Here is a 12,723-nt window from a genome sequence, read left to right on the forward strand (position 1 = left end):
TGAACTTCCAAAAACTTTTTCAAGTTTTTTTTCTTTTCCCTTTTTTCGATTTCCGCGTTTAAAATAAACTGAGCGGGATTTTAAATCCTGTCAGGCTTCTCTTAAACCCTTCTTTTTTCATGATTCCTTCTTTCGGGGTAACCGTTCCTCCCTTGCGGAGTGGTGCAAAGATAGGGAGTTTTCGGGCAGACTTCCAAGCCTTTTGTTCTTATTTATTTCATTTCGCCCTTAACTGCCTGTAACGGTGCGAGATTCTTTTTGTAAAACAGGTGATCGGAGGGCTGGAATGGCTGATCCGGCCACCAGACTGGGCCTTCGGAGAACCCCAGGTCATCATATTATAGTATGGAGACAGGCTTCGCATCGGATCTATTACCAATTTCGTTCAACTTTTATTCCTAATTAAAAGGGGTATTATAGGGGGATAACAGGGGGTTAACAGGGGGTTATCAGGGGTACACCCCCTATTACCCCCCTGTTAAAGCGGTGCTATAGTGCTGTTAATTACAAATCGATATTCAATTTGAACATAAGCAACGTAACAACAGATCTCTCCTCTTCGCCAAAACTGCCGCTGAAACAAGCGAAAATATCAATATGAAAAGCCAAATAATAGCAGCATTGATCCACTTATCAAGATAAAAAACCTATTTATCTATTTTTTTATGTAGATTTATCTTCTTAAAATAACCACCAGAGCGATGAGCAGAACTACCCTGAAAGATATAGCGTTGGCACTCAATATTTCTGTTTCGACGGTTTCCAAGGCATTATCAGACAGCTACGAAATAAGTGAAGCGACTAAAAAGATGGTTCAGGAATATGCCAAAAAGCATAATTTCCACCCAAATAAGTTGGCACGGAGCTTAAAAATAGGAAAATCCAATACAATAGGGGTTATTGTATCCAACATTAGTAATACATTCGTTTCACAAATCCTCGATGGAATTCAAATAGCCTCTCAACAGACTGTCTATGACGTTATTTTCATGCAAAGCCGGGAAGACGAACGGATCGAAAAAAATTGTATTGACGTCTTACGCATGCGCGGTATTGATGGCTTAATGATATCTCCGGTTTCTTCCGATTCAAATATTGAAGAGCTAAAAGCATTGATAAAATCACAGATCCCAGTCGTTATTTTTGATCGTATCAATCACCAGCTCGACACATTCAAGGTAGGTGTCAATAATTTCCAGGGTTCATATAACGCCACAAAGCATCTCATCGAACAAGGTAAAAAGAATATTTTGCATATCACCGGAAAGAACTTAGGTGTGGCAGCCGAACGATTAAATGGCTTCAAATCTGCTTTATCAGATGCGGGGATTCCTTTTGATAATAGACATTATATCGAATGTAGTTTTAATAATACCACCGATATAGACGAAACAATTCGAGAGATTTTGCGCAAAGAATATCTTGAACATAAAAGTATAGATGCGATTTTCGGCGCTACGGATGTTATTACAACCCGAACACTAGGTATTTTGGCTGAGCTTCAGATTCAAGTCCCTTCCGAGGTCGCCGTTATTGGTTTTTCAAACACACAGATAGCAGCTTCCTTAAATCCGGCACTATCCACAGTTGTACAACCGGCAACAGAAATTGGGGAACTGGCGACAAATAAATTAATCGCCACCATTAACCAAACAAGACCAATACATGAATTTGAAACGATTGAGCTTCCAACACAGCTCATCATTCGCAAATCTTCCTTATAATTCTTTTGATTATAGTCTCATCGACATACTTAAAACAAAACAGTCGGGAAATAAGAAGTTAGCTCCCCTATTTCCCGACTGTCTTTATGCTAGACCTCTATTACAGGTCATAATCTCTAATCTTCGCCTGAATTATTGGTATCATTCACCAACAATACCATACTCTAGGCCCCGTAATTCCGCAAGCCCTCTCAATCTTCCAATGGCAGAATACCCTGGATTTGTTACTTTATTCAGATCATCCAGCATCTGATGGCCGTGATCTGGTCTGAATGGGATCGCTGTAGATCGCAATTGATTTTCAGCAACCAGGATTTTCACGATTTTATACATATTGACATCCCCATCCAAATGGTCTGCCTCATAAAAGCTTCCGATCGCATCTTTCCTCACATTCCGTAAGTGAACAAAGTTTACCCGCCCTTTAATATTTTCTAAGATAGCCGGCAGATCGTTTGTCTGACTGGCGCCCAAGGATCCTGTACAAAAGCAGACACCATTAAATCGTTGTGGAACCGCATTTAAAAAATAATCGAAATCCGCACCATTACTGGCGATGCGGGGCAAACCTAAAATAGGATACGGTGGATCATCGGGATGAATAGTCATACATATACCGTTATCCTCACAAGTTGCCGCAATTCCCCGAAGGAAATAAACCAAATTATCGCGTAAACCATCTTTCCCAATATGTTTATAGGTATCAATGCTCGCTTTTAACGCATCCAATTCCACATTTTTCTCTCCGGGGATCCCCATTAAGACAACATTTGCCAATTCTTCTTTTTGCTGTTCGGAAATTTCATCAAATCGTAAAGTCGCACGTTTAACAACATCCTCTGGATACGCTGTCTGTGCCTCATCACGTTTCAATATAAAAATATCAAAAAGTGCCAAATCAATCCAGTCAAAATACAATGCTTTTGAACCATCCGCCATGGTTAAATCCAATTGTGTACGTGTCCAGTCCAGCACCGGCATAAAATTATAACAAATTGTTTTGATGCCGCATTGTGCAAGATTGGTTAAAGTCTCATTATATTTCTGAAGGTATTCATCGACCCTAGCACCTTTTGTCTTAATCTCCTCATGTACTGTCACACTTTCCACAACAGACCAGGTAAGACCAGCATCTTCTATAATGCGTTTTCTTTCTTGAATATCGGCAAGTGGCCATACCTCACCGTGTGGAATATGATGTAATGCCGTAACAATACCAGTAGCTCCAGCCTGTTTGATATCTTGTAAAGATACCGGGTCATTGGGACCATACCAACGCCAGGTTTGTTCTAATTTTCTCATCTTAAAGTTTAATTAAACGCCACACCATGCATTAAAACCACCATCGACAAAAACCGTCTCCCCTGTCACAAAGGCCGATGCATCGCTCAATAGATAGATTAAAGTTCCTTTTAACTCACGAGGGTCGCCCAAACGGTTATAGGGAGTTCCGTTAAGAATACGTTTGGTACGGTCGCTATACGTACCGTCTGGATTGATCAATAAGTTTTTGTTTTGTTTGGTTAAGAATACACCGGGAGCGATTGCATTGACACGAACTTGATCGCCGTAACGCTGAGCGAGTTCGGTGGCCATCCATTTTGTATACCCATCGATACCGTGTTTTGCTACAGTATAGCCCAAAACACGTGTAAAAGGACGACTGGCTGTAAGAGAAGATATATTGATGATGACACCTTTTCCGCTTTCAGCAATCACACGACCAATAATATGCGTAGGAATCATTGTACCATACAAATTAAGCTCAATTGCTTTAATAGTATCCTGAATATTGCTCGCAAATAAATCTTGATCGGCACCAATTGTTGCACCTGGAATGTTGCCTCCAACGGCGTTTACTAAAGCGTCTATCCTACCCCACTTTTGCAAAACTTCATCTTTCGCCCGAGTGACATCCTGTTCGTTCATGATGTCAACTTCAACAAATATAGCTTCGCCACCAACAGACTCTACCTGCTGGACACGCTCCGCTCCGATTTGTCCATTACGTCCAAGTACTGCGACTTTGGCTTCTGCCTCGGCCAAAGCCTCAACAAATGCTTCGCCTAAAATCCCTGTACCTCCCGTAATTACAACTACCTTATCTTTTAATGAAAATGGATTATTATGCATGTATTTTTATTTCAAATTGGTATTTACCCCCAATTTTATTGATAATAACCTTAATTACAAAAAAAAGTAATTGATTTAATTACGATAACGTTTTAGTTACGTCACCTTCTTTATCTTCCCCTTCTGTCGTTTCATCATCAAACAGAATCCGTATAGAAGGTGTATAGGTATCATTATGCTGACCGGTTTTATTTGCCCAGAAAAAAGCACATAGGAAAACCAAAGCCAACAAAACACTACAACCGATCAAAATATACATTATTTCCATAACAACTAGAGTTTACGACGTTTGGCATACCACCTCGTCATGAGACTTGTAAAGGAGATGATCGTTACCGTACTTATTGGCATTAGAATCGCGGCAAATAACGGGGACATAATACCTTGCACGGCAAAGCTCAATCCAATTACATTATATAAAAGAGATATACCAAAGCTCATATGTATTACTTTCACCGCATCTTTGCTAAAAGCAAAGAAATCCGGCATTTTTGAAAATGACTCCCCATCCAGTATCGCATCACAGCCGGGAGAGAAGTTATTGATATCATCACTCACGGCGATACCCAGATCTGCTTTACGCAATGCCCCCGCATCATTAAGGCCATCACCAATCATGCAGACATGCTTTCCTGCTACCTGAAAATTTTGAATGGTTTCCAGTTTTTCCATTGGTGATTGATTAAAAAGCAGGCTTGCATTCGAGGGAAAAATTAACTGGAGTGCATCCAGACGTCTATCGTTATCCCCTGAGATTAAATGAAGGTCGTATTCGACTTTAAAATCTTCAATCAAAGCCGAAAGGCCATCCCGCCAGGATTGCTCCATGGTAAAATACCCTTTTAACTCTTCACCTATACGAATAAAAACCACAGAACCATCTGTTTTAATATTACCGATATTCAAAAAGTTAGCACTACCGATTTTAATTTCCTTGCCACCTACATTAGCCTGCATCCCCTTTCCCGGAAATTCCTTAAAATCCTGTATCGAAATAGCAGAAGAGACATTCAGCCACTTGACGATTTCACGGCTCAACGGATGGCTAGAGTTTCTACATACCGCATTCAGTAGTTTTTTGTCAACTGCCGAAAGGCTACCTTCAAAATAAATTGAGGTTGCTTTAGGCGACGATATCGTGCCAGTTTTATCGAACACCAGGGTATCAATCGTTGCCATCTGCTCAATAGCAGCCGTATTTTTCACATAGAACTTATTTCGATCAAAAATACTTAGCGCTGCAGAAAGGGTAAATGGAGAGCTCAACGCCAACGCACATGGACATGCAATAATCAATACCGCCGTAAAAGCTCCCCAAGCCCTGCTTGCACTCCCATCAACGGCCCAAAACAAGGCCGCCAATAGTGCAATAGCCAATAAAACAACAGTAAAATATTTACTTATAAAGTTGACAAAAGTCTGAAAATGTTTGTCATAATCTTTATAATTCTCATTATTCCATAATTTGGTCAAATAGGACTGTGAAATCGGTTTGACCACTTCAAGTTCTATCGCTTCCCCGGTCTGGCGCCCACCGGCATAGATAATTTCGCCTAAGGTCTTACTGACCGGACTTGATTCTCCCGTTACAAAGCTAAAATCTATCGCAGCATCACCTTTTAAAAGCATAGCATCGGCCGGTATAATTTCATTGTTCCGAACCAAGATACGGTCACCTATATGAACGTCAGCTAATTGTACAGGTTTATCCCCAGATTCGGTCAATACTGTTACAGCCACCGGAAAATAACTCCGGTAATCCCGTTCAAATGAGATATGATAATAGGTACGTTGTTGTACCCATTTTCCGATCAATATAAAAAACACAAGACTACAGAGCGTATCCGTAAAACCGGCACCTGTCTGTGTGATCACCTCAAACGCGGAACGCAAAAATAACACGAGGATTCCCAGAGCTAATGGCACATCCAGATTCAACCGCTTTTGTTTCAGACTCCAATAGGCCGATTTGAAATAATCCGATGCACAATACAATAAAACAGGGAGACCAAAGGCAAGGTTTATATAACCAAAGAAATTGGCATATTCCTTTTCAAAACTCCCCATTCCAAAATAATCAGGGAAACTGAATAACATAGAATTTCCAAAACAGAAACCGGCAACAGCAATTTTTGCGACCAAAGGATTCAGATTATTTCTATTCCCTTCCTTTACAACATCCTGCAAGGTGATTTTAGGGTCATAACCGATATTGACCAAAAGATAAACCAGGTCTTTCAATGGCAGCTCATTGTGATTGAATGTAATGCTCGCCTGTTTCTTCATAAAGTCCACGCGCGACTGCAGTACATTGGGATTGAGTTTATATAAATTTTCCAGCAACCAGATACAAGAGCTACAGTGAATAGCCGGAATATAAAAGGTGATGATGGTCATCTTATCATCTTTATAATCCACTAATTTACCGGCAATCTGTGGTTCATCCAGATAGGAAAAATCTTCTTGCTTGGATTTATTCGATTTACCCGGGTGCTGATTATAGCGATAATATTGCTGCATACCACTATCGTTCAGTACCTGGTAAACGGTCTGACACCCCAGACAGCAAAAATCGTGATGATCGAGCTGATAACCCGTTTCCTCAATTTTATCGCCGCAATGGAAACATTTTTCTGCAAGTTGTATTTCATCCCTTAGCTCTCCCATACCTTCGTTCTAAATTGCCTGACTAAATAATTGATTTTGTGCTTTTGAACGCAATAATCGCTGATCAAAGGCCATACAGATATTTCTTAAAAAAGAGCGTCCAATAGCAGTACATTGAATTAGTTCGCCGGTTATGGAGACTAAACCATCTGCAACAAGTTCAGACAATTCGTCGATAATCTGCTCATTCAACGGCGCACCTGTCGGCAACTGCACTTTACCTTTACACATCATATCGAGGATATAACGCCTTACAAGAAGATCCTCCTCGTTGAGTATATGTCCTTTTACAACGGGCAATACCCCTGTATCAATGAGTTTATGGTATTCTTCTACGGTCTTCACATTTTGAGCAAAAGCCCCCCAGGCATCGCTGATCGAAGAGACTCCGATACCGATTAACAAGGGACTAAATCGATCGGCATACCCCATAAAATTGCGATGTAATCTTTCTTGTTGAAAAGCCACAAATAACTCGTCCTCTCTTTTCGCAAAATGATCCATACCGACATCTTCATAGCCATGGGCCAAAATCATTTTTTTCCCAAGGTTATATAAGGCGAGTTTGGCTGCGCCATGAGGTAGATCTGCTTCAGTATAATGCCGTTGACCGGGTTTTATCCAAGGCACATGGGCATAGCTATAGAAAGAGATCCGGTCTGGACCGAGCAGCATCGCTTTTTGGATCGTATCTTCCACCGTAGCCAATGTTTGCTTAGGCAATCCATAGATCAAATCGAAGTTGATCGACTCAAATCCAATTTTCCGCGCATTCAGCATCACTTCTTTCACTTCCGCCGATGTTTGATGTCGGTTGATCACAAACTGCACAAGTGGATCAAAATCCTGTATTCCCAGGCTCAAGCGCCGAAACCCCAAGTCAAATAAGGTTTCTAAATGTGTGACGGTTGTATTAGCAGGGTGAGCTTCAAAGGAGAATGAACGATCAGGAGCCAGGTCTGCGTGTTTAAGGATCCCCTCAATCAGTACCTTCAAATTATCCGGATGGAAAAAGGTCGGAGTACCACCACCCAAATGTATTTCTGCCAATAACGGTCTTTCTCCCTTAAATAAAGCGACATACATTTCCCATTCTTTCAAAAGAGCGGCAATATAAGGTTCTTCAACGCGATGGTTTTTTGTAATGCGCGTATTGCAGCCACAATAAGTACAGAGGCTTTCACAAAAAGGAAGGTGTATATATAAGCTGATACCTTTTTCTTTCGACTGCTGGAAAGTTTGGTAGACTTGATTAGTCCAAGCCGCCCGAGAAAATGCTTCATTATCCCAAAAGGGAACAGTAGGATAGCTTGTATAGCGCGGTGCGGCAACATTATATTTTTGCACCAATTCTTCCATTGTAACCTGCGATGTAATCATTTTATTTTATTTTTTTAGCACAGTCGTTTAGACAACAACAGGCTTTACCAACACATTTTTCTAATCCCCATAAGTTGAGATTCCGGACGGTCTGCTCTGCCAGTCCTTTTGGACTCTGATCTTCAAATGGCGCATTGGCAATCTGAATATGCAGATCTCCAGCCTTTACCAGATCGATATGAGCAGTATCCTTACTGCGGGTCATAATCTTATTGATCCCTAACCCTTTTAAATTAAGTAGCATGCTCTCGTCCAAAATATCGCTCACGGAAATAACTACCGCATCTTTTCCACGCGCGTAATTCTGTGTCTCCGCATTTAATCCATTTGAAATCAAAGTCAAATCATGTTGTTTGGCATTTGCCAATGCCCAAAACTCTTTTTCAAATGACCTTACATTATATACTACTACTTTCATTCTGATTCTACAATCACCAATTAAGGTTTATCCTAAGAACAAAAGTAAATCATGCATATGGGCAAAAAGATGATATAGCACCACACCTTAAAATGATATTTATCACAATTCACAAAAACTTGCATGATTTCGCTAACATCAACAGCTTTAAAAGTCAACCGAAAGCTATTATCTAGCCAATAATCGCGTACAATACGTTCATTGAAACCAAACTAGTTCAATAAAACGGCATAGCGAACTCGCATTGATACTTTAATGAAAAGACACAAATCAGTAAACATAGGCTATCAGAAAAAAAGCGTGTTCAGAAAAACTGAACACGCCTTTTTTAGTAAATTGATTTTTAAATCTTAGCTGCTGATCCCTACTGCTTCACATCCCGCAGGTTCTTGATAGAATTGATGTATATTTTTCCTTTTTCTTTCGAAATCAGTTTTTCTTCTTTAAAGTCGGAGAGCATACGGGAAACAGTTTCATTGGCTGTACCTGCAATTGAAGCTAGGCCGTCTCGTGTCACATCAATTGAGCATGCATCAGCCTCATTGATATTGACTCCACTTTTTTCAGCAACGCTAATCAAAGCATTGGCGACACGCTTACGGACAGAATGATAGGCAAAACCCAGCAATTGCTCTTCTTTTTCACGTAAGTCGACAGAAAGGAGCTTAATAAATTTACTGGCTATTGCAGGTTTTTTCCATAACAGTTCCAAAAAACTATCCTTTGGAATCAACACAATTTCACTTTGTTCAACAGCTTCGGCGTAGTCTTCATAATTATCATTCAACAAAATCGAAGCATAACCAAAGTAATTGCCTTCAATAAAAATACCTGTAGACAGCTCACGTCCATCTTTATAGGACTTAAAGCTGCGTACCTGACCAGATTTCACAAAATAGACGTACGTTGGCGAATCATCTTTTTCATAAATAGACTGTTTTTTCTTCACTGTTTTCACACGTGAATTGGCAATTAGCTCTTTTAGCAACAATACCTGCTCTTCGGCGCTCAAACTCAAATCTTCTTCCCGAGGGATATCTGCTGCAAGCTGCTCATGTCTTTTGAGGCGAACATCTATTGCATTCATCAATTCGACATCATCAAAAGGTTTCGTCAAATAATCATCCGCCCCCATTTCCATCGCTTTGCGCATATCTGCGCGTTCCGCTTTGGCAGTCAGAAAAATGAACGGAATTTTGGCTGTACTTTCAATTTTGCTTAACATAAATAAGACTCCGTAACCATCCAATTCAGGCATCATGATATCACAGAGAATCAAATCAGGAATATGTCTTGTCGCCAGGTCGACGCCAACGCGCCCATTTTCGGCTGTAATGACATCATACCTTCCTGTCAACTCCAATATTTCGGTAGTCCCTTCTCGGATATCGATATTATCTTCAATAATTAGAATTGTCTTTTTATTTCTCATCTGCAATTATTTATTCAGTTATGCGAATCTGCAAGTTCACCTTTATTTAAAGCTTACTCTGAATGAAGTTCCTTTGTGTACTTCCGATTCAAATTCCATCTGCCCCGCCATCAATTCGATGTATCGTTTTACAATATTCAAACCTAATCCTGTACCAGGGATATTACCTGTATTATGTGCTCTAAAAAAAGGCTCAAACAAATGTACCTGATCTTCCTCGGGTATACCAATACCATTGTCTTTCACGGATATTAAGCAGCCTTCGTCGTCGATACAGGTTGTGAATTCGATCAAGGTATCTTCTCCGGAATATTTGATCGCGTTGGAGATTAAGTTGACCAAAGCATTTTTCAACAAATTTGGATCTAGGGTGAAATGCCCAATTTCTCCGGTATGTTGGTATACAATATGCTGATTTTTCTTACAGATCAATTGCATTTCTTCGGTGATCTCTTCTGCCAACTCAACGAGATTGATGTACTGCTTATTCATCACAACAATACCCGCTTCCAATTTTTCAAGTGACAGAAAGTCGTTCAGGATACTTGTGAGCAATTGAACTGCACTTTTAATTTTATTGGTATGTTTAAGGATATTAGCTTTATCATCCGGTCGTTCGGAATACTTTTCAATCAGAGAAGCCGAAAGCTGAACCGAGCTTAAAGGTGTCCGGAACTCATGCGAGGCCATGGACACAAACCGTGATTTCAGCTGGTTAAGTTCAATTTCTTTTTCCAAAGACTTTGAGACTTCTGCTTTAGCTTTTTCAAGTTCAGATACCAGAGAGATCAGGTCGCGTGTACGCTCACTGACTTTATGTTCAAGTTCGGCTGCATGTTGCTTGAGCATATCCTCGGCAGCCTTCTCACGCGATAAATCGTGAATAAAGCCGGTAAAGATATTCTTATCTTTTAACCAAACCTCACTGACTGCCAAGCGAAATGGAAATGTTTCTCCATTTTTCTTTAAGCCCATCACTTCACGGCCGATTCCGATGATTTTCTTGTGACCTGTGGTTTGGTAATTATGCAGATAACCATCGTGATTGCCACGATCAGGTTCAGGCATTAACATGGAGATATTGTGTCCGATCACTTCTTCAGCCTGATAACCGAACAATTCCAAGGCAGCAGGGTTAATGCTTTCCACATTCCCCCTGTTGTCTATGGTAATTATTCCATCAATAGCGTGATCTATTATAGCAGCTAAAAGCCTTCCACCGTCCATGATCGTTGCTTATTTTACCAGTTTCTTGTATTTAATACGGTGCGGTGTCACGTCACCAACGCGTTTTTTACGGTTTTCTTCATATTCAGTGTAGTTACCTTCAAAGAAATAAACCTGTGAATCCCCTTCAAAAGCAAGGATGTGTGTACAGATACGATCCAGGAACCATCTATCGTGGGAGATCACAACGGCACAACCACCGAAATTCTCCAAGCCTTCTTCCAGTGCCCGTAAGGTATTTACATCAATATCATTGGTCGGCTCATCGAGTAAGAGCACATTTGAGCCTTCTTTGAGTGTAATAGCCAAGTGAACACGGTTACGTTCTCCACCGGAAAGTACACCTACTTTCTTTTGTTGATCAGCACCGTTAAAATTAAATTTGGAAACGTAAGCTCTTGAGTTTACCGAGCGATTGCCCAGCATCATATTGTCGCTGCCACCCGTAATATTTTCCCAAACCGATTTTTCAGGATCGAGGTCGTGGTGCATTTGGTCTACGTAACCCAATTTTACCGTTTCTCCGACCTTAAACGAACCCGTGTCAGGTGTTTCCTGACCTGTAATTAGACGGAATAAGGTTGTTTTACCCGCACCGTTGGGTCCAATAATCCCTACGATACCCGCAGGCGGCAACATGAAACTCAAATTTTCAAACAAGATACGATCGCCATACGCTTTGGAAATATTAGTTGCCTCAATGACCGAATTACCTAAACGTGGTCCCGGTGGAATAAACAATTCCAATTTTTCTTCGCGTTCTTTCGTTTCCTCAGAAGCTAATTTTTCATAGTTATGCAAACGAGCTTTCGATTTGGCGTGGCGTGCTTTCGGTGCCATACGCACCCATTCCAGCTCACGTTCCAAGGTTTTTTGACGTTTGGTTTCCTGTTTTTCTTCCTGTGCCAAGCGTTTTGCTTTTTGATCTAACCAAGAAGAATAATTTCCTTTCCAAGGAATACCCTCACCGCGATCCAATTCAAGAATCCATCCGGCTACATTATCCAAGAAATAACGGTCGTGGGTAACGGCAATGACCGTTCCTTTATATTGTTTTAAATGTTGTTCTAACCAATCAATCGACTCGGCGTCCAAGTGGTTGGTCGGCTCATCTAGGAGTAATACATCAGGTTCCTGCAACAATAAGCGACATAATGCTACACGTCTGCGCTCACCACCTGACAAATTGACAATCTTCGCATCTGGTTCGGGGCAACGTAAAGCATCCATTGCTCTTTCCAATTTCGAATCGATTTCCCAAGCGTTAGTGGCATCAATGATATCCTGAAGTTCCCCTTGTCTTGCCAACAATTTGTCCATCTCATCGGCATTTTCATACACCTCTGGCAAGCCAAATTTTTCGTTGATTTCTTCGTATTCCTGTAAGATGGCTGTAATTTCAGCGACACCTTCCTGAACGACTTCAAGAACAGTCTTTTCAAGATCCAATTGAGGTTCTTGTGCTAAATAACCCACAGAGTAACCTGGGGAGAACACCACCTCGCCTTGGTAGGACTTATCCAATCCAGCGATAATTTTTAATAGGGAAGATTTACCTGATCCGTTTAAACCGATCACACCGATCTTCGCCCCATAGAAAAAAGATAAATAGATATTTTTTAAAACTTGTTTTTGAGGCGGATAGATTTTGTTGACACCCGCCATCGAAAAAATGATCTTCTCGTCTGACATAAAATTTAAAAAAATTCGAAAACTCTTATTATATTAACATACAAATGTAA

The 12,723-nt window shown here is 40.6% G+C and carries 11 protein-coding genes; 1 reads left to right on the forward strand and 10 read right to left on the reverse strand.

Translation table 11 applies throughout. The features are described from left to right. Positions 1–518 precede the first annotated feature (518 nt). Positions 519–626 (reverse strand): sortase B protein-sorting domain-containing protein, encoded by a 108-nt coding sequence (locus GVK91_RS27755; RefSeq protein WP_159729815.1) that lies wholly within the window; start codon positions 624–626, stop codon positions 519–521. Positions 627–701: 75 nt separating this feature from the next. Between GVK91_RS27755 and GVK91_RS12565 the strand changes: the two genes are divergently transcribed. Continuing rightward, complete coding sequence (locus GVK91_RS12565) at positions 702–1,724, forward strand: LacI family DNA-binding transcriptional regulator (protein ID WP_120336504.1); 1,023 nt, start codon at positions 702–704, stop codon at positions 1,722–1,724. A 141-nt stretch (positions 1,725–1,865) separates the two neighbouring features. Here the strand turns inward: GVK91_RS12565 and uxuA are convergent, their stop codons facing one another. The 9 genes from uxuA to ettA form a co-directional block, all read right to left on the reverse strand. Then, positions 1,866–3,026 carry a mannonate dehydratase gene (gene uxuA, locus GVK91_RS12570; protein WP_159729153.1) on the reverse strand — a complete coding sequence of 387 codons (1,161 nt, stop codon included), beginning with the start codon at positions 3,024–3,026 and terminating at the stop codon, positions 1,866–1,868. 12 nt (positions 3,027–3,038) lie between these two features. Beyond that, positions 3,039–3,857, reverse strand: coding sequence for an SDR family oxidoreductase (locus tag GVK91_RS12575; protein WP_088160737.1), 819 nt, complete (start codon positions 3,855–3,857; stop codon positions 3,039–3,041). Positions 3,858–3,936: 79 nt separating this feature from the next. After that, positions 3,937–4,125, reverse strand: coding sequence for a cbb3-type cytochrome oxidase assembly protein CcoS (gene ccoS, locus GVK91_RS12580; protein WP_075991720.1), 189 nt, complete (start codon positions 4,123–4,125; stop codon positions 3,937–3,939). 5 nt (positions 4,126–4,130) lie between these two features. Continuing rightward, the gene (locus GVK91_RS12585) at positions 4,131–6,524 is read right to left on the reverse strand and encodes a heavy metal translocating P-type ATPase metal-binding domain-containing protein (RefSeq protein ID WP_153844965.1); all 2,394 of its coding nucleotides are present in this window, start codon (positions 6,522–6,524) and stop codon (positions 4,131–4,133) included. Between the two features lie 9 nt (positions 6,525–6,533). Next, a complete protein-coding gene (gene hemN, locus GVK91_RS12590) occupies positions 6,534–7,904 on the reverse strand; it encodes an oxygen-independent coproporphyrinogen III oxidase (RefSeq protein ID WP_182332918.1) in 1,371 nt (456 codons plus the stop codon). Between the two features lies 1 nt (position 7,905). Next, on the reverse strand, positions 7,906–8,322 hold the full coding sequence (locus tag GVK91_RS12595) for a lactate dehydrogenase (protein WP_120336507.1): 417 nt from the start codon (positions 8,320–8,322) through the stop codon (positions 7,906–7,908). A gap of 364 nt (positions 8,323–8,686) precedes the next feature. Continuing rightward, complete coding sequence (locus GVK91_RS12600; RefSeq protein WP_153844966.1) at positions 8,687–9,754, reverse strand: response regulator; 1,068 nt, start codon at positions 9,752–9,754, stop codon at positions 8,687–8,689. Positions 9,755–9,796: 42 nt separating this feature from the next. Further along, the gene (locus tag GVK91_RS12605) at positions 9,797–10,981 is read right to left on the reverse strand and encodes a PAS domain-containing sensor histidine kinase (RefSeq protein WP_159729155.1); all 1,185 of its coding nucleotides are present in this window, start codon (positions 10,979–10,981) and stop codon (positions 9,797–9,799) included. A gap of 9 nt (positions 10,982–10,990) precedes the next feature. Further along, positions 10,991–12,673 carry an energy-dependent translational throttle protein EttA gene (gene ettA / locus GVK91_RS12610; protein ID WP_046672222.1) on the reverse strand — a complete coding sequence of 561 codons (1,683 nt, stop codon included), beginning with the start codon at positions 12,671–12,673 and terminating at the stop codon, positions 10,991–10,993. Positions 12,674–12,723: the final 50 nt, after the last annotated feature.

Origin of the sequence: Sphingobacterium sp. 18053 (assembly GCF_902706145.1) — a bacterium.
Classification (GTDB): domain Bacteria; phylum Bacteroidota; class Bacteroidia; order Sphingobacteriales; family Sphingobacteriaceae; genus Sphingobacterium; species Sphingobacterium paramultivorum.

Bases quoted from the DNA above. Each gene is read 5' to 3' on its own strand.
- GVK91_RS12575 (WP_088160737.1), bottom strand. From the start codon at position 3,857: ATGCATAATAATCCATTTTCATTAAAAGATAAGGTAGTTGTAATTACG.
- hemN (WP_182332918.1), bottom strand. From the start codon at position 7,904: ATGATTACATCGCAGGTTACAATGGAAGAATTGGTGCAAAAATATAAT.
- ccoS (WP_075991720.1), bottom strand. From the start codon at position 4,125: ATGGAAATAATGTATATTTTGATCGGTTGTAGTGTTTTGTTGGCTTTG.
- uxuA (WP_159729153.1), bottom strand. From the start codon at position 3,026: ATGAGAAAATTAGAACAAACCTGGCGTTGGTATGGTCCCAATGACCCG.
- GVK91_RS12585 (WP_153844965.1), bottom strand. From the start codon at position 6,524: ATGGGAGAGCTAAGGGATGAAATACAACTTGCAGAAAAATGTTTCCAT.
- GVK91_RS12595 (WP_120336507.1), bottom strand. From the start codon at position 8,322: ATGAAAGTAGTAGTATATAATGTAAGGTCATTTGAAAAAGAGTTTTGG.
- GVK91_RS12600 (WP_153844966.1), bottom strand. From the start codon at position 9,754: ATGAGAAATAAAAAGACAATTCTAATTATTGAAGATAATATCGATATC.
- GVK91_RS12605 (WP_159729155.1), bottom strand. From the start codon at position 10,981: ATGGACGGTGGAAGGCTTTTAGCTGCTATAATAGATCACGCTATTGAT.
- ettA (WP_046672222.1), bottom strand. From the start codon at position 12,673: ATGTCAGACGAGAAGATCATTTTTTCGATGGCGGGTGTCAACAAAATC.
- GVK91_RS12565 (WP_120336504.1), top strand. From the start codon at position 702: ATGAGCAGAACTACCCTGAAAGATATAGCGTTGGCACTCAATATTTCT.